Source organism: Flavihumibacter sp. UBA7668, from assembly GCF_002483205.1.
Classification (GTDB): Bacteria; Bacteroidota; Bacteroidia; order Chitinophagales; family Chitinophagaceae; genus Flavihumibacter.
On sequence record NZ_DLHM01000005.1, the window covers coordinates 1 to 24849 of the forward strand.

The window sequence follows — 24849 nt, forward strand, 5'->3', positions numbered from 1 at the left end:
AGACGTGGTTGGCTGAATGCTTACGCTAATGCCACAAATAGTTATTTTGCAATTTATCAGGGAGATGGAAAAAATGACTTTGATTTCAGAAACCTAATGGATGTGGCTAAGTCTAAAGGAGTAGAGAATATTTCTAGTGAGAAGGATCTTTTTTCTCCTTCAATTGTAATTAAAAAGGGTAAGACTGAAAAAGAATTGTTTCTTAAGTGCATTTTAAAACCTGGATTAAGAATTCTATTCTTGAAAAATGATGAAGTTAAGAATGATTTAACTGAACTTGATTTGTTTAAACGATTGTATGTTTATAACAGCTTTGAAAAGGATGGAAGACTTAACTTCAAATTCCATATGGAGGCAAGGAATAAATTTGAAGAAAAGTTTAACGAGTCTGAAATTGACTGGGAGGCACCCGTTCCTAAATTACGTTTTTCGTATACTAAGTATAATTTTTTGATTGAAAAATTAGATTTTGATATAAATATGGATGGAACAGTTAATTGGCTAAGTTGAGGTTTATTTTCTTTGTAATTGCTATGTATTAATCTTGTGTGAGCAGATCTATTTTATGCTGAAATAAAAGACTTGTCTATGCAGGTGGTGCTGTTATACTTTAAGGCTTGATCTTGATAATATGTGGGAAGTAAAAGTATTTACTATATATTGATCTCTAAGTTCAAGTAATTAGTGCAATTTTCTGTTGTAGCACTTGGTTAGGTGTTTTATAATTAAATTTTCGAATTGGTCTGTTATTTAGCAATTTTTCAACTGTTATTATTTCTTCATTTGTCACTTTGCTAAGGTCTGTTTTTTTAGGGAAGAATCGCCTAATCTGACCTATCCTGTTTTCGACAGTTCCTTTATCCTGGCTTGTGTAGGGTCTGGTAAAATAAGTATCTGCCTGCCTTTGTTAATGGTAATAAATCAGGCATGTTGATTGAAGCTTGTGCAGGTTTGTAGGATAACGACAATCAGGATGATTACATCAGACGTGAAACGGAAGAAGAACCCGGCTACAAAATCTCAGCCGTTCAAAAGATTTTTGAAGCGTATAGTCGCCCGGTTCAGTAACTGAACTCCTGCATTTTTTCATAGCCGCCTATACCAAAGAGATGAAGCTTTCGGATGGAGGTGGGGCTCAGCACGAAGAGCAGAATATTGAAGTTTTGGAAGTACCTAAAAACAATTCTTCTATTGCAGTTTGTAAAATTAAAGTGTATATTATGAATATTAATTAGAAGTTTAAAAAAAGGCAGTTGGAAGTTGTTCGAAAATCTCTCTGATTACTTCGGTCTTCCTATCAATAAAGAATCGCTCATTGGAAAAATAAAAAAGAAAACCCGTCCATTGAACGGGTTTTTTGGTAAAAACTTACTTGTCAAATGAGTTAATACCATCTATCCGGATCTGCCGCCTGCGTATCCTGTGCATATCTTGATGGCAATTCGGATTTCAGCATATCTCCAGGTTGCAGCGATGGGAAAATGTCTTCTAAAGTCCTTACTTCATTCATGAATACCCGACGATAAATATGCGAACGGGTTAGTTTTTTGTAATCATCAATGCCTGCCGCACCCATGAGTTCTATAAAGGTTTTGATGGTGTCTTCATGATAATTGGCTACCCGTTGCTTTTTATCAGCAACAACAAGACCTACTGTGAGACTGGGATCCTGTGTTGCCACTCCTGTTGGGCATTTATTGGTATGACACTGTAATGCCTGGATGCAACCAAGCGCCATCATCATAGCTCGCGCACTGTTACACGCATCTGCGCCAAGCGCAATCGCACGCAGCATGTGAAAGCCACTGAGAATTTTACCTGATGCAATGATCCGGATATGTTGTCTGATATTGAATCCGACCAGCATATTATGAACAAATGCGAGTCCGTCCAGCAACGGTGCTCCAACATGATTGCTGAATTCCTGCGGAGCAGCACCGGTGCCACCTTCTCCGCCATCAACCGTTATAAAATCAGGGTAGGAGTCCAGTTCAATCATCGCTTTACAAATGGCAATGAATTCTGATTTGCGCCCGATACAGAGCTTGAATCCAACCGGTTTGCCTCCTGAAAGTTTCCGCATTTGGGCAATGAATTGCACCAACTCACGGGGACTATTAAACGCAGTATGATAGGGAGGAGAATATACCGTAGTATGAGGCTTCACATGGCGGATGGCCGCAATCTCGGGTGTATTCTTCTTAGCTGGCAGAATACCACCATGACCTGGTTTGGCGCCCTGCGACAACTTCAGTTCGATCATCTTTACCTGGGGAGTAGCTGCATTTCTAGCAAACACTTCCGGTGAAAAATTTCCATTCTCATCACGTGCGCCAAAATATCCGGTGCCGATCTGCCAGATAATGTCTCCGCCTTCTTCTAGGTGATGGCGGCTCATGCCTCCCTCTCCGGTGTTATGGGCAAATCCGCCGATTTTAGCACCGGCATTCAGGGCGCGGATTGCATTGCTGCTCAAGGATCCGAAACTCATGGCAGATACATTAAAAATACTGGCAGAGTACGGCTTATGACAATCCTTGTTGCCAATCAGTACGCGGGGAGAGTGATCCAGTTTGTTGAAGTCTTTTGGCGCAATGGAATGACTCATCCATTCATATCCTTCCTCGTATACATCGAGCTGAGTGCCAAAAGGCATGGTGTCTGTTTCCTTTTTGGCCCGCTGGTAAATGGTGGAGCGGTCAACCCTGTTGATGGGGCGGCCGTCAATATCGGATTCTACAAAATACTGATACATTTTGGGGCGGAGCGCCTCCATCCAGTAGCGCATACGTCCAAATACCGGATAGGTTCTCATAATGGAATGTTTGGTCTGGTTCATGTCAACCAGGCCAAGAACGAAGAGAAAGACAACCAGGGCAAAAAGCAGGTACCACCACGGACTTACATAAAAACTCAATAAAAAGCTAAGCAGCAGGCCGATAACAGCGCTGATTACAAAACCGTTTCTCATTTCTCTTCTTTAATAAATTAACTGCAAAGGTATCCAATATTCTGATTTACAAACAGATGTTAGTTTTTCTTTACCTAATATAAAACAAACATAAAACTGACTTCGGTCAGATTAAAGATCTTCAGGAACCCCTTTCTTTGTAAGAAACGAATACATCATGAATATCAATATTCAAACACTTGATTTTACCGCAAAGGAAGGATTGAATGAGTTTATAAAAGAGAAAGTGGCAAGGCTGGGTAGGTATCTTGACAATATCATCAGTTATGAAATCACGCTGCGAATTGAAAAATCTGAAACGAATGATAACAAAATAGCCGATATCCGACTGGTAGTTCCGGGAAATGATTTACTGGCAAGTTCGCGGGCTTCTTCCTTTGAAAAGGCGACCGCCGAAGCTATTGAAGCCCTGGAAAGACAAATTGAAAAACGCAAGACAAAGGAGGGGTATTGATACGTATAATTTAAAATTAGTACTAATGTGTAGAGGTTCAATCGAACTGTACTTTAATTGTACCTAACTGGGAGAGATGGGTATGGGAATAATCCTCTTTTTGTGGATTTACTGTTTTGTATTAATTGCTACAACGGAATTACAAGGCCAGGGAGTTTGCGTACCTGAAGAAATTTTTATGTCTAGCTTTGGAAAGGATGTAAATAAGTCAACACTTTCCAGAGCTAATGAAAATTGGGACTGGCGAATATTTTAAGACTTTTTTTGGTGGGCCAACTATCTGAAAGCCAATTGAGCAGTCAAGTTGCACACTTTGCCGGACCTCAAAACGCCCACTCCCCATTTCCTGTATATATCGAATGGCAGTATGAACGATTTCAAAATTTTGGATGTGATTCCAATTGAAAAGGGTGGTTATTGCGTGATGGACAAGGGATATATTGATTTTGAAGGTTTATACAGGATCAAAGATGAAAAGCTTATTTCGACCCGACTCGATACTCGTATTGCGTACAAAGATGCAGGTATCATCTGCGACCAGGACATCCAACTTATAAGCATTTATAGCAATCAACATTATCCAGTGCCGCTTTGATCTGCAAGATATTATGAAGCAATATTTGATAGGCCCCTGGTTGGTATTTCAAACAAACAACCGCAGGTGTTCAGACAACTGGATTTGAATTTACCATAGCTGTACCGCTGTTGTGATTTGCTTTCAATTTTTTCTGTAGCTTGGGTTTCAGACAACATAGGCAAGTTAAACGAGCGCATAACCATTGTTGTGAATTGCTTTCAATTTTTTATGTAGCTTGGGTTTCAGACAACGGGAGAGTTGAAAACGGGCACTCCCGCTGGTTGTGAATTGCTTTCAATTTTTTATGTAGCTTGGGTTTCAGACAACGCTATGGTTGGCAGGATTGGATTCAAACAGGTTGTGAATTGCTTTCAATTTTTTATGTAGCTTGGGTTTCAGACAACTGTCAATTTGAAGGGTTTCGGCTTCAGCTGGTTGTGAATTGCTTTCAATTTTTTATGTAGCTTGGGTTTCAGACAACCCAAACAATTTATTCCAGTCTCCCTGATCCGTTGTGAATTGCTTTCAATTTTTTATGTAGCTTGGGTTTCAGACAACCGTAAATTTTGCCAATTCTACTCAACTCCGTTGTGAATTGCTTTCAATTTTTTATGTAGCTTGGGTTTCAGACAACATTCGGAAATCGTAAATGCAGTGCCTTGTGGTTGTGAATTGCTTTCAATTTTTTATGTAGCTTGGGTTTCAGACAACAACTTTGTTACATTAAGCACCTTTTGAATAGTTGTGAATTGCTTTCAATTTTTTATGTAGCTTGGGTTTCAGACAACTAGGAACGCTCCGTTACTGCATACTAACGAGTTGTGAATTGCTTTCAATTTTTTATGTAGCTTGGGTTTCAGACAACTCTTCATCGACAACAGAGAGAGCACCACAGTTGTGAATTGCTTTCAATTTTTTATGTAGCTTGGGTTTCAGACAACATTCATAGACTGCGTAATAGCAATCCTGTCGTTGTGAATTGCTTTCAATTTTTTATGTAGCTTGGGTTTCAGACAACCTAACCCGAAGGATAGTTCGCCAACTGAATGTTGTGAATTGCTTTCAATTTTTTATGTAGCTTGGGTTTCAGACAACGCTGTACTGGGTAGGCCACCAGTGTTGCCTGTTGTGAATTGCTTTCAATTTTTTATGTAGCTTGGGTTTCAGACAACTATCCGTTGTTGCAATATTTTCACCCAATAGTTGTGAATTGCTTTCAATTTTTTATGTAGCTTGGGTTTCAGACAACAACTAACAACTGCTATATGAGAAAAAACTAGTTGTGAATTGCTTTCAATTTTTTATGTAGCTTGGGTTTCAGACAACTGAAAATAGAAAAACCCGCTACAGTATTGGGTTTTGGCCGAAAAATAGGATAAAAAAATGGGTTTAAGACTCATTTTTTTATTCCTGGCTAAACCGGTTTTGGGATTTGGAACCGGGTTTTGAATCATCCTTAGAACAGCTCCAACTGTTGAACCGTTTCTGGCGCTTCCACCAGCTCATGGCCGCGGAAAATCTCCATCATGCCAAATTGCTTATCCGTAATACACATGATTCCAATATGCCCTTTTGCCGGTAAAATCGATTTTACCCGGGTAATATGTACCGTGGCATTCTCCCGGCTGGCACAATGCCGCAGGTAAATGCTGAACTGGAACATCTGGAACCCATCCGCCAGTATATCCTTCCGGAACTTCGCATAAATCTTGCGATCCTTCTTGGTTTCGGTAGGTAAATCAAAAAATACCAGCACCCACATGATTCGATACGCATTTAACCGGTTATGCATGTTTACAAGTCAGGATAGAGGATTTTCCTGCTCTTCCCCTCATAACATTTCGCTAAACTCGCCGTAGTACGCGCAATGGCATTCATTAAGGGACTTTTTTGTCCCTCTATCTCTACATCCAGTGCCGGTATCAATAACAGCTCTTTTTTCATGGCCGGACTAATATCCAGGAACTTCCCATTCATCCGGATGATATTGCAGACCACCTTGTCCACAAAGGGCCGATAAGGCTCCATGATATCATCCGCCAAACAATAGGCATTGTACTGATTACGGTGATGGATACCCAGGGTCGGTAATAAACCACTCGACACCAGACTGCGGGCTACCATGGCGCGAAGAATCGCATATCCATAATTGAGCAAATTATTCGGCGGCGGTCCAAACCGCTCCCTACGGAATTCCAAAAAATCAGGGAATAAGCGTTTCCAATAATAAGCCGCTGCCCTGGCTTCCTGATTATCTGTATCACCGCTTTTTACCTCTTTCATGTAAACAAGCAATATCTTGTTTTCAACTTTCTGCATTGCCAACAGTGCCGCCTGATTCCTGATTTTGGCCATCACCGTCTGCTGCCAAAGCTGTTTCTTCAGGGGCTCCGTTGCGCTCAACTGTGCCTGAAATTTTTGGCTTTGTAATGAATTGCCCTCCAGGTTTAGCATTAGTCCGGTTGGATGATGCGTATGATCACAGGTTACCAAGGCTGAATTATTCGCCAGCAGCTTCGCAATTACCGACTGTGTTATGGTAATCTGCTGGTGATCCAGAATCACCAGTCCAATATCTTCAATCGGTGCTGTTTTTACTTCACCGGTCTCTTCCATCTCTATCACCAACTGCTCATTTTTGGTTTTCAGATAGGCAGGATTTCCAAAGTATAGTGTCCGCTTTATCATGATACTGTATAGTTGTAAAGGAATCGGGAATTCCCTACGAGTATAAAGAGGATCAATAAGAATTATTTACGGAAAACCGGAAATAGATAAATTAAGGCAGTAAAAAAGAATTGAAAAACAAATCTTTGGAGGAAATGCGAGAATATGCAAGAATCTCTCAATTTTAACTGTATTTCAAATTAGGATTTAATTTATTGTATTATATTCTCCTGAAAAACAATTAGATACGTTGTTAAATTGAGAGAAAATAGCTAAATCTCTCATTTTTTACTATTTTGTGGAAAATACATTTCCAGTGGAAAAGCCCCCTCACCACAAAAAATCAAACGATATCATACCGTTTATGGTAAAACTGCAACTGGAAGGTTCATTACGGGAATTCCAGGATGGATATCTATATTGGGATAAGATTAAATATAAATCCAGGAACTATAATCCTGAAGAAGTATGGCATGCAGTCAAATTTGACAGATACCTTAAAAGAAGTCCTGTCAAATTCGGTAATTACACGTTTTATTATATGATTACTGACTACATGCAAAGAGCATTACATCAGTTTGATATGCATATCGGCGGTAACCTTGGAAGTAATATTGGTATTGCTGAAACCGACAAAAACAAATTTATTATTAGTTCTATTATGGAAGAAGCCATTTCTAGTAGTCAGATGGAAGGAGCAAATACTACTAGAAAAAAGGCAAAGGAAATGATCCAAAATGAACAAAAGCCGAGAAATAAATCAGAACAAATGATAATGAACAACTTCATTACCATGAAGCATATTGTTCAGCACAAAGACGAAAAAATCACTCCCGACAGTATTTTGTATATTCATAAACTGATCACCAGCAAAACACTGGAAGTGGCTTTGGATGAAGGAAGGTATAGAGAAGGTAATGATATTTATGTTGTTGATCATAACAATAGTGAAGTTGTACATACGCCTCCTCCTCAAAAGGAGTTGTCGGGCCTGATGGTAGAATTATGCGAGTTCTGTAATAACGATTCAAAGCAATTTGTACATCCTATCATAAAGGGATGCATTGTGCATTTTATGATTGGTTGGATTCACCCTTTTACCGATGGTAATGGACGAACAGCAAGAGCCTTATTTTATTGGTATATGCTTAAGAAAGGATATTGGCTTATAGAGTATTTGTCTATTTCGAGAATTATAAAAGATTCCAAGAGCCAGTATGAGAAAGCATTCCTATACTCGGAAATAGACGACAATGACCTGAGCTATTTCATTACATACCACATCAGAACGATGGAAAAAGCTTTTGATGCGCTAAAAGCCTATATAACAAGAAAACAAAAAGAAGTATTTCAGGCGGCAAAGTTCTTGATGATTTCAAACGTCAATGACCGGATGGCACAGATCCTGAAAATTGTACATGACGATCCTGAAAGAATACTCAATATAAAAGAAATACAATCGAGATTTGATGTTTCCAGTTTTACTGCACGTTCAGATCTCAGACAATTGGTAGAACTTGGCTTTCTAGAAATAGTTCAGGTAAACAAAAAGAAACAAATTTTTATCAGGTCTAAACAATTCGAAAAGCTTTTAAGTAAATTTTTATAATATTTAAACCTTTCCCATGCGCAGCTTTTTCCTGGTTCTGTTTGTTATATTTTGCAGTCTGCAGCTTAGTTCTCAGAGCAAAGACCCCAGGGTCGAATCCCTCATTAAACAGGTCGAAAATTCCTTATCGCCCACCATCATTTATGGCGATACCATCCCCAAAAACAACCTGGAAACCCGCATGAAAGAATTGGGCATCAAAGGCCTGAGCATCGCGTATATCCAGGACCATAAAATTCAATGGGCAAAAGCCTACGGCTGGGCAGATGAAGCATCCGGAAGAAAAGCCACCACAGAAACCCGCTTCCAGGCAGCTTCCATCAGCAAGAGCCTGAATAGCCTGGGTCTGCTGAAACTGGTGGAAGAAAAAAAACTCGATCCCGAGGCCGATATCAACCAATACCTGAAGAGATGGAAGTTCCCCTATGACAGTGTTTCCAAAGGAAAAAAAATCAATACGTTTCATTTGCTCAGCCATACAGCCGGACTAACGGTGCACGGCTTTCCGGGTTATAAAACCACTGATACCCTGCCATCTCTTCCTGAAATTTTGGATGGTAAAAAACCAGCCAATACCGGCGCCGTTCGCTCCGCTTTTGAACCGGGTTTGAAATTCCAATACTCCGGCGGCGGTACCACCCTTTCACAATTGCTGGTGGAAGATATCACCGGACAGCCCTATGCGGTTTACATGCAGGAAAACGTACTGAAACCACTCGGTATGAAAAGCAGTTCCTACCAGCAACCTCCCGTTAATAAAGCTGATTTGGCAACCGGTTATTATGCGCAAAACGGATCGCCCGTTAAAGGAAATTTTCATGTATATCCTGAGCAGGCCGCAGCCGGACTCTGGACCACCCCCTCCGATCTTGCCCGCTATATCATCGAATGCCAGCTGGCTTACCAGGGTAAATCGAAAAAGGTATTGTCGCAGGCCATGATGAAAAAAAGAATGACGCCCTATATCGATACCGTAGCGGCCCTGGGTGTGTTCATCCAGAAAAAAGAAAACCTAACCTATTTTAATCACAACGGCGGGAATGAAGCGTTTCTCTGCACTTCCTATGGCTCGCTCGAAAATGGAAAAGGATTGGTGATTATGATCAATGGCGATAATTTTTCTATTATTTCGGAATTGACCAACAGCATCGCACAGGTGTATAACTGGGTGGGATTTTTTAATCCCGAGTATAGAAAAAAAATTACCCTGCCTGCTGATAGTGCGGCTCTATACGCAGGTAACTATCAATTGAATAAGGATACCATCACGCTAAAATTGATCGGCACCAAATTGGTTATTCAGCAAAATGGTCAGCCGGCTGAAGGATATGAAGTTATTTTCAGCGACATGAATTCTTTTTCGCTGATGGAGGTTCCCGGTGCCAATTTCAAAGTAATGCGCAATGCGAACGGCGAAGTAATATCTCTGGAATTGAAACAGGGTGGTGGAACCTTTGTCCTTCCCCGCATGAAATGAGTCGCGCTAAAATGGTTATTTTTCAATTATGGAACTTAGTTATTTAATGATCGTTTGTACCCTGGTGTTAGGCGTATTGCTCCTGATTTTAATTTTTAGAAAAAATGGAGGCGAAGAGCTGCCTCAACTCCGTAATCAGCTGGCTATTTTACAGGGTGAACTGGCGAAAATAGAAGCCGGACTCAAACAGGATTTTCGCATCAACCGGGAGGAGAATGCCGGCATAGCCAAAGACAATCGCACTGAATTGCGGGCAACCCTGAAAGATTTTATGCTGGAACAGCGCAGTAAGTTTGATGAATTAAAACTGGAGCAGAAAGAACTGTTTAAGGGATTTGAAAATCGCTTTGAAAAACAGCAGCAGGAACTGGTAAAGAGTACCGAAACCAAACTGGAAACGATTCGGGTAACGGTGGAAGAAAAACTGGAAAAAACCCTGAGTGAGCGACTCGGACAAAGTTTTGAAACAGTAGGTAAACAATTGATTGAAGTGCAGAAAGGATTGGGTGAAATGCAAACCATTGCCACCGATGTAGGCGGATTAAAAAAAGTATTAAGCAATGTGAAACTGAGAGGCGGAGTAGGAGAAGTTCAACTGGCCATGTTGCTGGAGCAAATCCTGGCACCCAATCAATACGAAGCCAATGTTCGAACCAAAAAGGGCAGTGCTGAGCCGGTTGAATTTGCCATTAAACTACCCGGTAAAAACGAAGAGGAAGGCGCGGTGGTTTACCTGCCGGTGGATGCCAAATTTCCGAAAGACATCTATGAGCATTTAATTACGGCATATGAGAATGCCATCCCTGATGATATAGAACAGGCTTCCAAAAACCTGGAAACTACTATTCGGAAAATGGCGCGTGATATCCGCGATAAATACATCGATCCGCCTAATACTACTGATTTTGCCATCCTCTTTCTGCCCTTCGAAAGCATTTATGCAGAAGTCATACGAAGAAGCGCATTGGTTGATCAGTTAAGGGATGAGTATAAAATAACCGTTGCCGGTCCCACTACCTTAATGGCCATTTTAAACAGCCTGCAAATGGGCTTCAGAACCCTGGCCCTGCAAAAGCGGAGCAGTGAGGTGTGGAAGGTGTTAAGCGGCGTAAAAAAGGAATTTGAAACATTCGGCGGACTCCTGGAAAAGGCGCAGAAAAATATTCATACCGGTCTGGGTCAGTTGGATGACCTGATGGGCACCCGCACCCGGGCTATTCAACGACAATTGCGAACGGTGGAATCGCTGCCGGCGGTGGAAGCACCCCCTGTTTTACCTGATTTATTGGAGGATGAAGCGGGGCTGTGAGCCGAATAACTGAGCTAATCGGCTCAAAAAAGGCCATATTTTGAGCCGAATAAAGCTTATATTCGGCTCATGAAGCGGTATAACTGGCAGCAGAAGGACTGGCGTGACTTTAAATTCTCGCTGGTTGGGTTAGAAGATACCCTGTTGCTTTTTGCTGAAAAACTGGGTCGGGTATCGGGACTTTTGAGTGGGTTGAAAGAAGACACCAGGTACGATATTATGGTGGATATAATTCTTGCTGAAGCGCTAAAAACTTCTGGAATTGAAGGTGAATATCCGAACCGGCAGGATGTACTTTCTTCCATCCGAAAGAACCTGGGCTTGCCAACAGCAGTTGAGCACATTAAAGACAAATCGGCAGAAGGGCTGGGAGAAATGTTGATTGATGTTCGTAAATCATTTAGCGATGCTCTTACTGAAAAGAAACTGTTTGCCTGGCACAGGATGTTGATGCGGGAACGTAAGCAGATAACAGTTGGTGGCTGGCGCAGTGATGAAGCTCCTATGCAGGTTATATCTGGCGCAATAGGCCGTGAAAAAGTGCATTTCGAAGCGCCCCCCTCAAGTGAGGTGCCAGCCGAAATGGAGCTTTTCATTGAATGGTTCAACGATACTGCACCGGGAGGAAATAAGGAGCTAAAGAATGCTCCGGTACGGGCAGCCATTGCTCATTTATATTTTGAATCCATACATCCTTTTGAAGATGGAAACGGCAGAATAGGAAGAGCAATTGCTGAGCTGGCTTTATCGCAAACGGTGGGAAGGCCGGTATTGTTAAGTTTATCCAACACCATTGAAGCAGATAAAAAATCCTATTACACTTCACTGGAAACAGCGCAGCAATCCAATGAAATAACAGCCTGGATCAGCTATTTCGTACATATAGTTTTGGCAGCACAAGCGGAAGCAGAGCAGCTTATTGAATTCACTTTACGTAAAACAGTATTCTTCGATCAGTTCAGGGAGCAATTAAACGAACGCCAAATTAAAGTGATACAGCGCATGTTTGATGAAGGGTTGGATGGATTTAAAGGCGGCATGAATGCGAGGAAATACATGGACATTACAAAAACCTCCAAGGCTACAGCCACCAGAGATTTACAGGACCTGCTGGAAATGGGTGCATTTGAACGGATAGGAGATGCAGGAGGAAGAAGTACGGGTTATATATGTTCCATTTTACCCGACCGGTAATCGCGGTAAAGTTGCGTGATCTCTTCTGCCGTATCGGCAATAAAGGGCCCATGACTCATGATCGGCTCACCCAATGGTTTGGCCGCATAGAGCAGGAAGCGGGTAGCTGCTTCAGTGGTTTGTAATTTTAGTTCACTAAACGCATCATTGCCCACCAGATTCAGCCAGCCAACTTCCTTTGCTTTTAATAGCTTTTCGTCCTCGCCAATATTTACACTTCCTTCCAGTACATAGAGGAAAGTGTTATAGTTGGCGGGGATTTGTTGTACAGTATTGGTGAAAGGTTTCATGCTGATATCAGCCAGTAACAGGGGTGTCTGATTTTTGATAGGTGATTGCAGTCCGGCTATTGAACCACTGTAAACCCGGATGCTTAAACCATCCTCTTCAAGAGCAGGTGCTTCTTCAAATGGCAGTTCCTGCAAACCCGGATTAATCCAGCGTTGGGCCTTTGGTAAATTCAACCAGAGTTGCATGATGCGGAGTTTGCTTGGCTTCTCAATGGTTTCGGTATGAATGATGCCGCTTCCTGCTGTCATGAGCTGGAAGTCGCCGGTTTTCATAGCATGCCGCCCTTCGCCGATTTCACCTTCCAAAACAAGTGTAACCGTTTCAAATCCGGCATGGGGGTGCGGTCCGCCTGCTGGCGAATTATCTTTTTTATCCAGCATATCATCCATTAATAAGATAAAGGGATCAGATTCTGAAAAATCGCGTTGAATGATTGCTCTTGCCAAATGCCCCGCACCCAGGAAACCTGGTTTTGCGGGGGGCGTATCGATCTGTTGTAATTTTCTTTTGATAGCCATTTTTGTTTTTTGAATGTTATTAAGCAGCAGCAACAGCAGCTGTTTGTTTTACCAATTGAATTTCGCCCTGTAATTTTACTTCTTCGCCCAATGCGAGTCCGCCTGTATCAAGAATGGAATTGAAATTCAGACCAAAATCAGTCCGGTTGATTTTACCACTTACTGTAAATCCAGCACGCTGCAATCCCCAGGGATCTTTGGCGATGACACCACTGAATTCTACATTCAGTTCTACCGGTTTGGTAATACCTCTCAGGGTAAGATTACCGCGGAGCAGAAAATTCTCTTCGTCTTTGAGTTTAACTTCTGTTGATTCAAACAGGATCTCCGGATATTTTTCCACTTCAAAAAAGTCTTCATTGCGGAGGTGAGCATCGCGTTGTGCGTTGTTAGTATTGATGGAGGCGGGGTCCAGTTTAGCACTTATTTTTGCCGAGCTGAAATCTTCGTTATCAGTTTCTGCGATTATGTCGAATTTACCAAATACTCCGGAAACATTAGTGATCATCAGGTGTCTGATTTTAAAACCGAATTCGCTGTGTGTGGGATCTATTACCCAGGTTGTCTTTGCCATGTTATAATTTTTTATTGTTGTTTTTTGATGACACAAAACTACCTACCTTTGCTTACAAAAGGTTAGTACTATACAAAAGGTTAGTAGTAACCTGCAGGTAATCGTTAAAGGTTTTAACATGATAACAGAGAAGATACGAAAGCAGCCGGCGAATGAAACAGAATGCAAAGCGAGTTTGAATTCTATTGCTGATGCGTTGTATGTAATTGGTGGCAAATGGAAATTGCGAATCATCGTTGCGCTCAAAGAGGGCAATAAACGATTTAATGAATTGCAGCGTACAATTGAAGGTATTTCTGCAAGGGTGCTTTCAGCAGAATTGAAAGAACTGGAATTGAATGGCTTTATCCGTCGTAAGATTGATACTGGTACGCCGGTGGTGGTGGAATATGAAGCAACGAAATATTGCAATACACTGGAAGATGTGCTTTCTTCTCTTAGTGAATGGGGGGCGATGCATAAAGAAACGGTTCGAAAAAGTATGCGGAAGGGCTAGTTAATTTGCTGGTTGAAGTTGTCTGCCTAAAATGATAATTATGGTTTTTGTATGTTCTTCGGTAAGCCCAATTAATGGACTTGTTTTCACCAGTTTTGATTTTAAGAATGGGGAAAGTTCGTTCAATGAGTTGTCGTCATCAATAATAACAAAATTCTGATTGATCTCATTGATGTTGAACCAATTTACGAGTTCATCTTTCCTGCTTATGTTATTGTTATTTTCAGGTAGAACCCTGATTGTTTTGATTTCAATTCCCCGATTTTTGAAAATGCGCAGCCATTCATCCAGGGTATGGTTTGATTTATGCGAACTGGTAAGTATCAAGGTGTCATCACATGTAATCAATTGCTGAAGAGCAGCAGTAGCCCTGGCACTAAAAACTGGAAAACCGTCCTCCATAAACTCAGGCACAGACCAGTTTCTTGCAGGAACCATTACACCATCTATATCAAGAAAAAATAACATTACATACGAATTCACGCCTTATTATTTGTCGCAAAACACCTTTTTTCTGTCGAGGCTGACCTTCATCAAATTGATTTCTTCGCGGCATCTTTGTGTTATCAATAACTACTTAAAGAATCAACGATGTCAAAGAAAATTTTCATTAACCTGCCTGTGTCAGATTTGCCAAAAGCTATGCAATTTTATACTGCCGCAGGCTTTGTAAATAATCCGGTATTTACGGATGAAACTGCTGCTTGTATGGTGCTTTCCGAAGAAATTTATGTGATGTTGCTAACAAAGGAAAAATTCGCTTTTTTCACCAATAAAAAAATCGCTGATACAAGAGAAGTTGCTGCGGTGATTAATTCTATTGCCATGGATTCTCTGGCGGAAATGAACCAGTTTGCGGAGAATGCTTTGGCAGCTGGTGCAACTGAAACAAGAGAACCAATGGATATGGGTTTTATGCAACAACGCAGTCTGCAGGACCTGGATGGTCATCTGTGGGAAGTGGTATACATGGATATGAGTCAGATGCCGCAATCATAAGCAGGCCTCTTCCATGCGTGCAAGTAGTTCCACGATGTATTTTGCACAATTGGGGTATAATATCGCAGTATAAACTGACCGGCACAGCTATTGGCCGGTCAGTTTTGTTATTGTGGCATGGTATGCTAATTGAATGAAAGAGGGAAATACCTAACGATATGTCAAAAATAAAATCAGCCATAGGCCATACCCAGTTGGGTGCCTTTTTTTTAGATGCAGTAAAAGACCTGTATTGGGCCGAAAAACACCTGGTTAAAGCACTGCCTAAAATGCAGGCGGCTGCTACCACCATACAGCTAAAATCCACCATTGAAGATCATCTGGTGCAAACCGAAGAGCATGTAACCCGCCTTGAAAAAGTTTTTGACCTGCTTGGAGAAAAAGCACAGGCCAAAAAATGTGATGCTATGGAAGGCCTGGTGAAAGAAGGCGAAGCCGTTATTGAAGAAACAAAAGATGGGTCCATTACACGGGATGTGGGTATTATAGCATCTGCCCAGAAAGTAGAGCATTACGAAATAGCTGCCTACGGAACCCTGGCTCAGCTGGCAACAACACTTGGTTATGAGGAAGCAGCAGAAATCCTGACCATGACACTGGAAGAAGAAAAACTTGCGGATATGAACCTGACGGAAATCGCAGAAAATAATATTAACTACGAAGCTGAAAAAGAACTAATCTGAATACAGGGCATTCGCGAAGTATACCTAAGCGTTGCACCGTAGAAAAAAAGCCACTTTTTGAGTGGCTTTTTTGTGTTTGAGAATACCGCCTGTCATGCGTGTATACCTTCTTTGATTTCTTCTACCAATTTCTTATTGAATGCCGGAAGATCTTCGGGAGTACGACTGGTAACCAGCCCATTGTCTACTACCACTTCTTCATCCAGCCATTTTGCACCGGCGTTTTTCAGATCTATTTTGATGGCAGCTACTGAAGTAAGGGTACGTCCATTAACCACCTGCGCATTGATCAAAACCTGAGGCCCGTGACAAATGGCTGCAACCGGTTTATTTTGATCGAAAAAGCCTCTCACAAAATTCAACGCGTCTTTATTGGTGCGTAATTGATCCGGATTGATAACACCGCCTGGCAGTACCAGTGCGTCATAATCGGAAGCAGACACCTGATTTAACTGCGTATCTACTTTATACTCACCGCCCCATCCGGTTTTTGCCCATGCTTTGATGGGATCCATTTCCGGACTTACTATGTGTACCGTCCACCCCTGCTTTTCCATATGCTCCTTTGGCGACTTTAATTCACTTTCTTCAAATCCGTGGGTAGCCAGGATCGCAATTTTCTTGTCCATGAGAATAAGTTTTAAAATGTTTATTGATTCTTTTATCTGGTAAAAGAATTGTGCCGCCCGGAGTTTCGAAGATCTTGAACGTAGTGGTTCCTCCATTCGGGGTGTTTTTACACGCCTGTCCCGATTATATCTCTGGTGGCTGAATTATTGCATACCTACATAAAACGATTATTTATGAAAAAGCAATTATTTACCCTATTCCTGGTGACTGGAATGGCACTGGGACTTAGTGCGCAGGAAACTGTTCAGGAGAAGGATCTTCCAGCCGGAATTCAAACCAGTTTTAAATCTCAGTTTGCGGGTGCCAGCGGGGCCGAATGGATGATGAAAGATGGCACCTATAAAGTTCATTTTAAAAGCAATGAATTGAAGCACATGGCTTCCTTCGATAAAGATGGCAACCTGACTTCAAAGGGAGTTGAAATTAAAGAAACTGAATTACCGGGTGCAATCAGCTCGGCAGTAAGCAGTTCTCACAATGGCCGGAAAATTGAAGAAATATATAAAATCGAAAAGGGTGGAGTAACCAGTTATATGGTTAAGCTTACTGGCGAACCCAAAACAAAACTGATGTATTCTGCAGACGGACAACTTGTTAAAGACAAATCAGGCAATTGATTTAGTGATGGATTTTAAAAAGGGGCGTTAAGCCCCTTTTTTCATACAATACAATTCATATCCAAAGTTTAAAGAGGCATATATAGTAAATCCATGGCTTTCATACCAGGGGATATTTTTCTTCGTGGAAGTTTCCAGATAAACGGGTCTTCCCTTCTGCAGTGCTTCTTCCAATATTTTCTTCAACAAACGCGTACCAATACCTTTACCCTGTTCAGCAGGGTCCACTCCAATAAACCAGAGATAAATAAAAGGTGTGGAGGGGTGTATTTTTTTTATACGCGCTTCCCTATCCAGGGTCTTTTTCAGATGGGTGATGCCGATAACTGAAATGGCAAGGCGCAGGTCAAGCAGTATAGAATGAATCGTGGTTTTTTTCTTTTCGGGGAATAGAAGTAAGGCGCAGGCCTTCCTGTCTTCACTTAAATAGACTTCACCAAAGAGGGTGCAATAATCAACCGAATATGCCATCAGTTTCCTGATCAGTTCGGGCCTAGTTGCGTTTTTTCCAAGTAAGAAATGAATGCTCTTGTTTTCCCGGAAGCTTTTGAAAAGAATATCAATAATCAACTCTTTGTCCGCTGAACTGGCTTTGTTCATAAAACAAAGATAGGCCGGGTACGTATAGAGTAGTTGGTTGTTTAAACCATTTGGGATTTAATTTTATTTTTATAAACATAAGATACAGCCAGTATTAATAATACTACTATAGGCATAATTATATATTCAATATTGCCATCAACTACCGCATGGCTGATTGTTGCGAAGATCAGATTAAAGGTTAATCCTGCATAGGCCCATTCTTTGATTTTATCTGGCGTACTTTGTACGGTAATGGCAATAACCCCCAGTATTTTGCAGATAATTAATACATAAGCAAAATAATCAGGATAGCCCAATGGCTTGGTACCGGCAGTGGCAAATTCGGGAGCAAATAATAAAGTGCCCAGAGGCATCAGGCCTTCCCATAACAGAATAATACTTGTTGCTATCCAGAAAATAAGTTTGTTCTTTTTCATTTGACTGTTTTTTGAGTTATGTTGATAGGTCAAAGATGCAATGAAAAAGAAAGGCAGGTGTTGTATGAAAACGACAAGTTGGGGGGTGAATTCTGCCAGATTAATTTTGCGTAGTCTTTATTCTGTCTGGTATAAACCGTGATCTAGTTGTTGAAGATGTCTACATATTTTTTGTAGAAAAATGTTTTCCCATATTTTTCAGTTTCACTCCTGGGTTGTAAGATATCCAGTTCAATAAATCGATCTATTACTTTTTGAGCACCGGTTCTGGTATATTTCATAATCCTGGCGGCTGAAGCAGAGGTAACCAATGGCGTTTTAAAGAGGCTTTGCAGCAATACAACCCCACTGGTTGCTTCTCGCTTTCCAAGCGCCTGGATTTTTCTCATATCAGTTTCAATTAACGAAGTGATTTTTTTTGAAGTTTCGATACTTTCATTAGCTGTTTCGATGACAGCATCTAAAAAGAAATTAAGCCATTCGTTCACCTGATTGTTATGGTAACCATCTAATTTTTGATAATACAACTGTTGGTGTTTTTTGAAATAACTCGAAAGAAATAATACAGGTTTTTCCAGGATTTGTCTCTGATATAGAAAAAGTGAAATTATTAATCTTCCTGTTCTTCCATTTCCATCAAGAAACGGGTGAATTGTTTCAAATTGCGCATGAGTAAGTGCCGCATGAACGATAGGAATGATATCTGTCCTATGGATAAATACCCCCAAATCAGTCAGAGCTTTCTGCATATCTTCAGTTGTCGGAGGAACATAAGCTGCATTTTGCAAATTTGTTCCGCCAATCCAATTTTGTGAACGCCTAAATTCGCCTGGATCAGAAAAATGGGACGAACGTGCGTTTGTCATGAGCTCTTTGTGTAGTTCTCTTATAAAACGCAGTGAAATAGGAAAATCGGTTAATCGGGCAATTCCATAATTAAGGGCCTTTATGTAAAATAATATATCGTCAGCGTCTGTTTCATGGCTCTGAAATCCGGCCTCCAGCTCCAGCGCATCCATCATGGTGGCCTTGGTACCTTCTATCTGAGCCGAATAAGTGGCGTCTTTTAGAATATACATTGAAATAAAAAAATTTGCATAAGGTAACGTGTGTGTGATGCCGTCCAACTTTCCAATTAACCTTTCAGCTGTCGCTGCTTTGGCTATTATTTCCGGGGATAAGTGCAATATTTCTTCCGTTGGGAATGATGCAGGAACAAAGCTTTTATACCCTCCTGTATTTTGTAAAATTTGTCCAATTGACATAAATGAGGCAGAATTAAAAATTAGTTTGCTTTTCGTGTTTAAAAGATACTAAAATCAAAGATAGTTGCTTTTGGTCTATGAAAGCAAACTAAAATAGATGTTAGTTGTCATTATTATTTGTACCGACGATTAAAAAAGAGCTGACTCCCCCTGCTGGACTCGAACCAGCGACCCTCTGATTAACAGCTGCGAAAATGTCTTAATCAGGTCAAATCAGGGTTAACTTGGATTAACTTAACTGTTTAAATATCAATCGTTTATTGTTTTTTGGCTAATTTGGTTGAAGCCCTCTAAAGGCACTTTAACGGGACTTTGCTGGCAAATTGTTGGCAAATTTTGGAGGTCGGAGAGCCATTGTGAACCTGAAAATTTAGTCAAGATGTTATTGAGTATTTCAATCAGCCTGGACACTCGCCGGGCTAAAAAAACGGGAAAGTTACCGGTGAAGCTGCTGGCAATTTTTAATCGCAAACCTCGCCGCTATCAGACGGTTTACGACTTGATCGAGGAAGAATTCAAGGCTTTGTCCTCTAGGCAAAAATCAGAGTGCCTGAAAAAGATGCAAGAAACCCTCAAGCAATTGTAGTGTAATGCCGAGGAAGCTGCGGCAGGATTGCAGCCATTCACGTTTGAAGGTTTCGAGAAAGCGTTCATCCTAAACAATCCCTCTTTTCACCAGCGGAAGGCGATCAAAGGGGTAGCTGAACTTGATAACCACCCTTTCAACAAGGTGATGTATGATAAACGCTTCCCTATTTTCCGGTTGCCTAAGCCCGAGCCAGACACGATCTTGGCGGTATTCCTATTTTATATCAGCAAACTTTTGAACGAGCACCGCATCCGGACGGCTGTCCTTTACCAGACAACGTACAATATTCTCCCCCGCTTCAGCGGTAATGTACGGTTCGTTGATATTTATGTTATCTATCTGAAGCGTTTCGAGGCCTGGATGCTGGAGCATGAATATTCTACGACTACAGTCGGTATTTACACCCGTTGCCTGCGTGCCGCCTTTAATGAGGCCATTTTCCAGGGAATCATTAAGCGGGAGAACTGTTATCCATTTGGCCGGAGGCTTTATCAACCGCTATCTTCCTGGAATATCAAAAAAGCGCTGACGCTGGAGGATGTGATTAAGATATATTATTATCAGCCCGAAAATGAGCGGGAACGGAAGGCGAAGGACTTTTGGTTGTTTTCTTACCTGGCGAATGGAATCAATCCTACTGATATCATGCATCTTAAATACAGGAATATCGACGGTGATTATCTCGTTTTCGAGCGGGCCAACACAGTGAACTCTACAAGACTTGATCCCCGCCCCATCACGGTATTTATTTCGGAGGATATGCAGCGGATTATTAACTACTGGGAGAATAAAGATAAGCGCCCGGAGAATTACATTTTCCCATGGATTGAGCATAATGCTACTCCTTTGCGGCAGGTAGAGTTGTGTGAATTGTTTGTCCAGGCTATCAATGACTGGATGCGAAAGATTGGGAAAAAGCTGGGTATTGAGAAAAGTGTTTCTACTTATGTTGCCAGGCACACTTTCTCTACGATCATGAAGCGGTCGGGCGTCAGCACGGAGTATATCCAGGAATCGCTTGGTCATACCAGTATTAAAACGACGGAGAGCTACCTTGATAGTTTTGGGAAAACAATAAAGAAAGAGTACGCCAGCCGTCTCACTGCTTTTAAGATTTAATGGAGTATATTTTTTATTATTGTAAATGTTCCTGCAATAGTTGGAAAAGTAGTAAATAGGTTGTTATGAATGATTTAACTAATAGCAGCGTTCACCGGAAAAACATTCTGAATAACAGATTAGCATTAACTGAACTCTACAAAGAGGTTGCCGTACCGGGAATCATGTTTGATGGAAAATACAGGTTTACCAAGAAGCAGCTTGTAGATTTTTTTCAGGTAGATGAACGCACAATCGAAAGACTTATTGAGAATAATTTAAGTGAAATAGTGGAGAATGGGTATGAAGTGCTTCAATATAACTCATTGAGAACGTTCAAATTACAGAAGGTCGGCGACATTAATGTCGCCGACCTTCCAGAGCTTGGGATTGATAAGTTCGCAGCAAGTTTAGCAGTGTTTACATTTAAAGCCTTCCTTAATATTGGAATGCTGCTTACCGAAAGCGAAAACGCAAGACTCCTTCGGGCATTGATACTAGATATTGTTATTGACGTCCTAAATAAAAAAACCGGCGGTAATACTAAATATATTAATCAAAGGGAGGAGGAATTTGTATCGAGTGCAATCAGAGAGTATAATTACAGGCAAAGCTTTACAAATGCATTAGACGTATGTATTGAACCTAGCAAATTTAAATATGCGCAACTTACTGATAAAATATATAAAGCAATTTTTAAAGAAAATGCCAAAGAATACAGACAGATTTTGAATTTGAAGGCTAAGGAAAGTGTTCGTGCAACTATGTATAGTGAAGTTCTTGACTTAATAGCTGGCTACGAAAATGGATTCGCGGATTTGCTATCAAAAGAGAAGGAGAAATTGGGAAGAAGACTTCGTTTATCAGAGGCAAATATTTTATTCACTTCATTCGCTGAGTCCAACAATCCTTTATTAACACCTCTGATCGAAAAGGCACGCAGCCTCATGGCTAGTAGGGACATGGCATTTAGAGATGCATTACATGAGAAGCTGAAGAACTACATCACACATTTAAACGCCGAAGAATTTGACAAGTTTCTAGGTGAAAGAAGTATGGCATTAGAAGAACGACTCAAAGAGAATATAGATGTATTCAAACGTTTAAAAGATCGTTAGTATGGCTTTACAGTACTTTGACTTAGCCCATGCGCGTAGAACTCATGCGTTTATTATTGAAGAATCTGGTGGCCATCATGGCGAAAGGGATATTGATTTAATATCCAGTATTCTTGAACATATCCAGAATGACGATTACTATCCAGATTTCGAATGCAAGATTACGCACCTGGTTTTTTCGGTCAACAAAAGCCACGCATTCACAGATGGCAATAAAAGAACAAGTATTGCCTTGGGCGCCTACTTTTTAGAAATAAACGGGCTTGACTTCTTGGTTTCGAGATTTATCATTGAAATGGAGAATATTGCTGTACATGTTGCAGATAATAGAGTTGACAAAGAGTTGTTACAGGAAATAATAACATCGATTGTAAATGAGCCTGAATTTTGTGAGGAGTTAAAAATAAAAATTCTGGATGCAATAGGTACGGCCGACCATACTGGGGCATTGGGGGATGGCCCGTATTAAGCGGTTTATAACAATAGCAACATTATTGAGCAATAGTAACTTCCAGTTATGCAGTCAAGTGTTACAAGAAACGCTTATACACAGGAAATACATCCATGGAATTTCTTTATTCCTGATGGCGCAAATAAGTTGTTGCTAGGTACATTTCCTAACGAAGACATTATGCCTGTTACTACGCTGGTATTACAAACGTCTACGTTTGTAGAGTGGCTGCAACGAGGGCTTCCGTTTGCAATGGTTACATGGCAACAAGCTCCTGTTCTTTATGATGCTGGCAGCATTGGTCGGGAAGTAATATGGGAGCCAAATGAAAAAAACAATAGCAATGAATCGACCAAACAGTGGGAAGAAGGACTAACTAAGGCCAAAGAATTTCTGGCAGGTTCAGAATTATACCGCATACGCAAACAGCACAAAATGGCGGCGTTTATGCTACACCAGTCGGCTGAACAGGCTTTGAGAACATTGCTCAAAGTGGGGACCGGATATCATGCCAATACTCACAGTATTGACCGGCTGCTCCGGTATGGTAGCCTGGTATCTTATCAACTATCATAACTATTTCCCCGACAAACAGAACAGGAAAAACGTTTGTTCGCGCTGCTGCAAAAAGCATATATAGATACGCGTTATAAAGAAGATTACAAGATTACCAATGATGAAATAATAACACTTACCGGGAAAGTTAAGCGCATCCACGAAATATTATCAGAAGCGGGAGCGGGAATAAGATAATATTTAATTGTTCTTTGCTTTGTTGAACGTCTTGCGTACACGACTATCGTAAAAAATAAGTTAACTTAGATAACGACAAGCTCTTCGACCACCCTTGCTGGCAAATTGTTGGCAAAAAATAAAATAGGTCACCGAAGTGACCTATTAAATGTTTGATAACCAAGCTCCCCCTGCTGGACTCGAACCAGCGACCCTCTGATTAACAGTCAGATGCTCTAACCAACTGAGCTAAGGAGGAAGTTGCCCTTTTAAACCGGACCGGTTTCCCGTTTGGGGAGTGCAAAAATAGGGATTTTTGCATTGGTACAAAATTTTTAAAGGGAATTTTCACCCTCAATTTGTCAGTTCCTGTCATTTTTTACCCACCAATCGGCAATTTCCAAAAAGTCTGACCCCATATTCTAAGTAGTTTGCATATCAATTAGATAGGATGAATACAACACTTGTTTGCACCCAACCCGGACAGTTTGATTATCGGCAGGAGAACCTGGAAATCAGCCCGTCTTCAGCTGATTTGTTTAGTGGTCCTGCAGCCCTACTTCGCGTAAAACAGGTCGGCATTTGCGGAACCGACCTCCACGCCTTTGAAGGAACCCAGCCCTTTTTTCAATACCCCCGCATACTTGGCCATGAAATTTGCGCGGAAATTGTTGAACTGGAGAAGCAACAGGAGGGTGTAAACACCGATTTTAAACCCGGTGAACTGGTTACCCTTATTCCCTATTTCAATTGTGGTACCTGTATTGCCTGCCGCAACGGAAAACCCAATTGCTGCACCGCAATTAAAGTTTTCGGTGTACACATCGACGGCGGGCTTCGGAATTATATCCACGTGCCCATCCGTTCTCTTGTCAGCGGAAAAGGATTGGGGCCCGATCAACTCGCCCTAGTTGAGCCCCTTGCTATTGGTGCACATGCCGTACGGCGCGCTGGTCTGAAAGAAGGTGAATTTGTTCTGGTAATGGGTGCCGGACCAATTGGACTGGGACTTATGGAAATGGCGCGATTATCCGGCGCACAGATTATAGCACAGGATATCAACCCGGCGCGACTTGAATTTTGCCGGCGGCAATTGGGAATTGAATATACCATCAACCCGGCAAAGGAAGATCCCGTTGAAAAATTGAAAGCCATCACCAATGGCGATATGCCCACTGCTGTGTTTGATGCTACCGGTTACCTTGGTGCCATCGAAAAAGGCATCGATTACCTGGCACATGGCGGCAGGTATGTTTTGGTTGGTTTGCAAAAGCAGGCCTTCTCCTTTTCCCATCCAGAATTTCATAAACGCGAATCAACGCTGATGAGTAGCCGAAATGCCACGCGCGAAGATTTTGAATGGGTAATTGAATCGCTGCAGGTTAACAAAATCAATCCGGCTACCTATATCACACACCGGATTCCATTCAGTAAACTGGCTGATGAATTTCCTTCCTTGCTGAATCCAACAACCGGAGTAATTAAAGCAATGGTGGAGATGGAAGGCTGAT

At 41.3% G+C, this 24849-nt stretch carries 27 protein-coding genes, 1 tRNA gene, 1 pseudogene and 1 CRISPR repeat array; of the genes and pseudogenes, 17 read left to right on the forward strand and 12 right to left on the reverse strand.

What is annotated here, in order from left to right:
- Positions 1-510, forward strand: a 510-nt coding sequence (locus B2746_RS12050; RefSeq protein WP_290794085.1) for a hypothetical protein, incomplete at its 5' end; no start/stop codon positions are given.
- Between the two features lie 163 nt (positions 511-673).
- On the opposite strand, the pseudogene B2746_RS22875 reads toward B2746_RS12050, so the two are convergent.
- Both B2746_RS22875 and B2746_RS12055 read right to left on the reverse strand, forming a co-directional pair.
- Positions 674-901 (reverse strand): annotated as a pseudogene (locus B2746_RS22875) (transposase); the annotation flags it as partial.
- 483 nt (positions 902-1384) lie between these two features.
- Positions 1385-2971 carry an FMN-binding glutamate synthase family protein gene (locus tag B2746_RS12055; protein WP_290794088.1) on the reverse strand — a complete coding sequence of 529 codons (1587 nt, stop codon included), beginning with the start codon at positions 2969-2971 and terminating at the stop codon, positions 1385-1387.
- Between the two features lie 157 nt (positions 2972-3128).
- On the opposite strand from B2746_RS12055, the gene hpf reads away from it, so the two are divergent.
- Complete coding sequence (gene hpf / locus B2746_RS12060) at positions 3129-3425, forward strand: ribosome hibernation-promoting factor, HPF/YfiA family (protein WP_290794091.1); 297 nt, start codon at positions 3129-3131, stop codon at positions 3423-3425.
- Positions 3426-3792: 367 nt separating this feature from the next.
- Complete coding sequence (locus B2746_RS12065) at positions 3793-4020, forward strand: hypothetical protein (protein WP_290794094.1); 228 nt, start codon at positions 3793-3795, stop codon at positions 4018-4020.
- 109 nt (positions 4021-4129) lie between these two features.
- Positions 4130-5328: a CRISPR direct-repeat array (repeat unit 47 nt; unit sequence GTTGTGAATTGCTTTCAATTTTTTATGTAGCTTGGGTTTCAGACAAC).
- Between the two features lie 130 nt (positions 5329-5458).
- Here the strand turns inward: B2746_RS12065 and cas2 are convergent.
- Both cas2 and cas1 read right to left on the reverse strand, forming a co-directional pair.
- Positions 5459-5794, reverse strand: a complete 336-nt coding sequence (gene cas2, locus B2746_RS12070) for a CRISPR-associated endonuclease Cas2 (RefSeq protein ID WP_290794097.1) — start codon at positions 5792-5794, stop codon at positions 5459-5461.
- A gap of 2 nt (positions 5795-5796) precedes the next feature.
- The gene (gene cas1, locus B2746_RS12075; protein WP_290794099.1) at positions 5797-6690 is read right to left on the reverse strand and encodes a type II CRISPR-associated endonuclease Cas1; all 894 of its coding nucleotides are present in this window, start codon (positions 6688-6690) and stop codon (positions 5797-5799) included.
- A gap of 343 nt (positions 6691-7033) precedes the next feature.
- On the opposite strand from cas1, the gene B2746_RS12080 reads away from it, so the two are divergent.
- The 4 genes from B2746_RS12080 (at position 7034) to B2746_RS12095 (ending at position 12258) form a co-directional block, all read left to right on the forward strand.
- Positions 7034-8278: a Fic family protein gene (locus B2746_RS12080; protein WP_290794101.1), complete on the forward strand. Its 1245-nt coding sequence runs from the start codon at positions 7034-7036 to the stop codon at positions 8276-8278.
- Between the two features lie 16 nt (positions 8279-8294).
- Positions 8295-9755, forward strand: coding sequence for a serine hydrolase domain-containing protein (locus B2746_RS12085; RefSeq protein ID WP_290794104.1), 1461 nt, complete (start codon positions 8295-8297; stop codon positions 9753-9755).
- Positions 9756-9783: 28 nt separating this feature from the next.
- Positions 9784-11064 carry a DNA recombination protein RmuC gene (locus tag B2746_RS12090; protein ID WP_290794107.1) on the forward strand — a complete coding sequence of 427 codons (1281 nt, stop codon included), beginning with the start codon at positions 9784-9786 and terminating at the stop codon, positions 11062-11064.
- Positions 11065-11133: 69 nt separating this feature from the next.
- Positions 11134-12258, forward strand: coding sequence for a Fic family protein (locus B2746_RS12095; RefSeq protein ID WP_290794110.1), 1125 nt, complete (start codon positions 11134-11136; stop codon positions 12256-12258).
- Here the strand turns inward: B2746_RS12095 and B2746_RS12100 are convergent.
- Together B2746_RS12100 and B2746_RS12105 are read right to left on the reverse strand one after the other, a co-directional pair.
- Positions 12228-13067: a pirin family protein gene (locus B2746_RS12100; RefSeq protein ID WP_290794113.1), complete on the reverse strand. Its 840-nt coding sequence runs from the start codon at positions 13065-13067 to the stop codon at positions 12228-12230. The two genes, B2746_RS12095 and B2746_RS12100, sit on opposite strands and share 31 nt — an antisense overlap.
- 19 nt (positions 13068-13086) lie before the next feature.
- Positions 13087-13641: a YceI family protein gene (locus B2746_RS12105; RefSeq protein ID WP_290794115.1), complete on the reverse strand. Its 555-nt coding sequence runs from the start codon at positions 13639-13641 to the stop codon at positions 13087-13089.
- Positions 13642-13759: 118 nt separating this feature from the next.
- On the opposite strand from B2746_RS12105, the gene B2746_RS12110 reads away from it, so the two are divergent.
- Complete coding sequence (locus tag B2746_RS12110; RefSeq protein ID WP_290794118.1) at positions 13760-14137, forward strand: winged helix-turn-helix transcriptional regulator; 378 nt, start codon at positions 13760-13762, stop codon at positions 14135-14137.
- Here B2746_RS12110 and B2746_RS12115 read toward each other — a convergent pair whose 3' ends face one another.
- The gene (locus tag B2746_RS12115) at positions 14138-14605 is read right to left on the reverse strand and encodes an HAD domain-containing protein (protein ID WP_290794121.1); all 468 of its coding nucleotides are present in this window, start codon (positions 14603-14605) and stop codon (positions 14138-14140) included.
- Positions 14606-14728: 123 nt separating this feature from the next.
- On the opposite strand from B2746_RS12115, the gene B2746_RS12120 reads away from it, so the two are divergent.
- Both B2746_RS12120 and B2746_RS12125 read left to right on the forward strand, forming a co-directional pair.
- Entirely contained in the window at positions 14729-15136 is a 408-nt protein-coding gene (locus tag B2746_RS12120; RefSeq protein ID WP_290794124.1) for a VOC family protein, read from the forward strand.
- Between the two features lie 158 nt (positions 15137-15294).
- Positions 15295-15819 (forward strand): ferritin-like domain-containing protein, encoded by a 525-nt coding sequence (locus B2746_RS12125; protein ID WP_290794127.1) that lies wholly within the window; start codon positions 15295-15297, stop codon positions 15817-15819.
- Positions 15820-15911: 92 nt separating this feature from the next.
- On the opposite strand, the gene B2746_RS12130 is transcribed toward B2746_RS12125, so the two are convergent.
- Positions 15912-16448 carry a type 1 glutamine amidotransferase domain-containing protein gene (locus tag B2746_RS12130; RefSeq protein ID WP_290794130.1) on the reverse strand — a complete coding sequence of 179 codons (537 nt, stop codon included), beginning with the start codon at positions 16446-16448 and terminating at the stop codon, positions 15912-15914.
- Positions 16449-16622: 174 nt separating this feature from the next.
- On the opposite strand from B2746_RS12130, the gene B2746_RS12135 reads away from it, so the two are divergent.
- Complete coding sequence (locus tag B2746_RS12135; protein ID WP_290794133.1) at positions 16623-17066, forward strand: PepSY-like domain-containing protein; 444 nt, start codon at positions 16623-16625, stop codon at positions 17064-17066.
- A 27-nt stretch (positions 17067-17093) separates the two neighbouring features.
- On the opposite strand, the gene B2746_RS12140 is transcribed toward B2746_RS12135, so the two are convergent.
- The 3 genes from B2746_RS12140 to B2746_RS12150 form a co-directional block, all read right to left on the reverse strand.
- Positions 17094-17666 carry a GNAT family N-acetyltransferase gene (locus B2746_RS12140; RefSeq protein WP_290794136.1) on the reverse strand — a complete coding sequence of 191 codons (573 nt, stop codon included), beginning with the start codon at positions 17664-17666 and terminating at the stop codon, positions 17094-17096.
- Positions 17667-17707: 41 nt separating this feature from the next.
- Positions 17708-18085 carry a DoxX family protein gene (locus B2746_RS12145; protein ID WP_290794139.1) on the reverse strand — a complete coding sequence of 126 codons (378 nt, stop codon included), beginning with the start codon at positions 18083-18085 and terminating at the stop codon, positions 17708-17710.
- A gap of 143 nt (positions 18086-18228) precedes the next feature.
- Positions 18229-19350, reverse strand: coding sequence for a Fic family protein (locus B2746_RS12150; RefSeq protein WP_290794142.1), 1122 nt, complete (start codon positions 19348-19350; stop codon positions 18229-18231).
- Positions 19351-19729: 379 nt separating this feature from the next.
- Here B2746_RS12150 and B2746_RS12155 point away from each other — a divergent pair, with 379 nt between their 5' ends.
- The 5 genes from B2746_RS12155 to B2746_RS12175 all read left to right on the forward strand — a co-directional run bounded on the left by B2746_RS12155 (position 19730) and on the right by B2746_RS12175 (position 23182).
- Positions 19730-19936: a hypothetical protein gene (locus B2746_RS12155; RefSeq protein WP_290794145.1), complete on the forward strand. Its 207-nt coding sequence runs from the start codon at positions 19730-19732 to the stop codon at positions 19934-19936.
- 27 nt (positions 19937-19963) lie between these two features.
- Positions 19964-21058 carry a tyrosine-type recombinase/integrase gene (locus B2746_RS12160; RefSeq protein ID WP_290794148.1) on the forward strand — a complete coding sequence of 365 codons (1095 nt, stop codon included), beginning with the start codon at positions 19964-19966 and terminating at the stop codon, positions 21056-21058.
- A gap of 65 nt (positions 21059-21123) precedes the next feature.
- Positions 21124-22155 carry a DNA-binding protein gene (locus B2746_RS12165; protein ID WP_290794150.1) on the forward strand — a complete coding sequence of 344 codons (1032 nt, stop codon included), beginning with the start codon at positions 21124-21126 and terminating at the stop codon, positions 22153-22155.
- 1 nt (position 22156) lies between these two features.
- On the forward strand, positions 22157-22624 hold the full coding sequence (locus tag B2746_RS12170; RefSeq protein WP_290794152.1) for a type II toxin-antitoxin system death-on-curing family toxin: 468 nt from the start codon (positions 22157-22159) through the stop codon (positions 22622-22624).
- 48 nt (positions 22625-22672) lie between these two features.
- Entirely contained in the window at positions 22673-23182 is a 510-nt protein-coding gene (locus tag B2746_RS12175; RefSeq protein ID WP_290794155.1) for a HEPN domain-containing protein, read from the forward strand.
- A 341-nt stretch (positions 23183-23523) separates the two neighbouring features.
- Here B2746_RS12175 and B2746_RS12180 read toward each other — a convergent pair.
- A tRNA-Asn gene (locus B2746_RS12180) sits at positions 23524-23597 on the reverse strand.
- A gap of 192 nt (positions 23598-23789) precedes the next feature.
- Between B2746_RS12180 and B2746_RS12185 the strand changes: the two genes are divergently transcribed.
- Positions 23790-24848 (forward strand): zinc-binding alcohol dehydrogenase family protein, encoded by a 1059-nt coding sequence (locus tag B2746_RS12185; RefSeq protein ID WP_290794158.1) that lies wholly within the window; start codon positions 23790-23792, stop codon positions 24846-24848.
- Position 24849 lies beyond the last annotated feature (1 nt).

Excerpts from the sequence above, each read along its gene's own strand:
- B2746_RS12055 (WP_290794088.1), bottom strand. The coding sequence starts at position 2,971 with ATGAGAAACGGTTTTGTAATCAGCGCTGTTATCGGCCTGCTGCTTAGC.
- hpf (WP_290794091.1), top strand. The coding sequence starts at position 3,129 with ATGAATATCAATATTCAAACACTTGATTTTACCGCAAAGGAAGGATTG.
- B2746_RS12065 (WP_290794094.1), top strand. The coding sequence starts at position 3,793 with ATGAACGATTTCAAAATTTTGGATGTGATTCCAATTGAAAAGGGTGGT.
- cas2 (WP_290794097.1), bottom strand. The coding sequence starts at position 5,794 with ATGCATAACCGGTTAAATGCGTATCGAATCATGTGGGTGCTGGTATTT.
- cas1 (WP_290794099.1), bottom strand. The coding sequence starts at position 6,690 with ATGATAAAGCGGACACTATACTTTGGAAATCCTGCCTATCTGAAAACC.
- B2746_RS12080 (WP_290794101.1), top strand. The coding sequence starts at position 7,034 with ATGGTAAAACTGCAACTGGAAGGTTCATTACGGGAATTCCAGGATGGA.
- B2746_RS12085 (WP_290794104.1), top strand. The coding sequence starts at position 8,295 with ATGCGCAGCTTTTTCCTGGTTCTGTTTGTTATATTTTGCAGTCTGCAG.
- B2746_RS12090 (WP_290794107.1), top strand. The coding sequence starts at position 9,784 with ATGGAACTTAGTTATTTAATGATCGTTTGTACCCTGGTGTTAGGCGTA.
- B2746_RS12095 (WP_290794110.1), top strand. The coding sequence starts at position 11,134 with ATGAAGCGGTATAACTGGCAGCAGAAGGACTGGCGTGACTTTAAATTC.
- B2746_RS12100 (WP_290794113.1), bottom strand. The coding sequence starts at position 13,067 with ATGGCTATCAAAAGAAAATTACAACAGATCGATACGCCCCCCGCAAAA.
- B2746_RS12105 (WP_290794115.1), bottom strand. The coding sequence starts at position 13,641 with ATGGCAAAGACAACCTGGGTAATAGATCCCACACACAGCGAATTCGGT.
- B2746_RS12110 (WP_290794118.1), top strand. The coding sequence starts at position 13,760 with ATGATAACAGAGAAGATACGAAAGCAGCCGGCGAATGAAACAGAATGC.
- B2746_RS12115 (WP_290794121.1), bottom strand. The coding sequence starts at position 14,605 with ATGTTATTTTTTCTTGATATAGATGGTGTAATGGTTCCTGCAAGAAAC.
- B2746_RS12120 (WP_290794124.1), top strand. The coding sequence starts at position 14,729 with ATGTCAAAGAAAATTTTCATTAACCTGCCTGTGTCAGATTTGCCAAAA.
- B2746_RS12125 (WP_290794127.1), top strand. The coding sequence starts at position 15,295 with ATGTCAAAAATAAAATCAGCCATAGGCCATACCCAGTTGGGTGCCTTT.
- B2746_RS12130 (WP_290794130.1), bottom strand. The coding sequence starts at position 16,448 with ATGGACAAGAAAATTGCGATCCTGGCTACCCACGGATTTGAAGAAAGT.
- B2746_RS12135 (WP_290794133.1), top strand. The coding sequence starts at position 16,623 with ATGAAAAAGCAATTATTTACCCTATTCCTGGTGACTGGAATGGCACTG.
- B2746_RS12140 (WP_290794136.1), bottom strand. The coding sequence starts at position 17,666 with ATGAACAAAGCCAGTTCAGCGGACAAAGAGTTGATTATTGATATTCTT.
- B2746_RS12145 (WP_290794139.1), bottom strand. The coding sequence starts at position 18,085 with ATGAAAAAGAACAAACTTATTTTCTGGATAGCAACAAGTATTATTCTG.
- B2746_RS12150 (WP_290794142.1), bottom strand. The coding sequence starts at position 19,350 with ATGTCAATTGGACAAATTTTACAAAATACAGGAGGGTATAAAAGCTTT.
- B2746_RS12155 (WP_290794145.1), top strand. The coding sequence starts at position 19,730 with ATGTTATTGAGTATTTCAATCAGCCTGGACACTCGCCGGGCTAAAAAA.
- B2746_RS12165 (WP_290794150.1), top strand. The coding sequence starts at position 21,124 with ATGAATGATTTAACTAATAGCAGCGTTCACCGGAAAAACATTCTGAAT.
- B2746_RS12170 (WP_290794152.1), top strand. The coding sequence starts at position 22,157 with ATGGCTTTACAGTACTTTGACTTAGCCCATGCGCGTAGAACTCATGCG.
- B2746_RS12175 (WP_290794155.1), top strand. The coding sequence starts at position 22,673 with ATGCAGTCAAGTGTTACAAGAAACGCTTATACACAGGAAATACATCCA.
- B2746_RS12185 (WP_290794158.1), top strand. The coding sequence starts at position 23,790 with ATGAATACAACACTTGTTTGCACCCAACCCGGACAGTTTGATTATCGG.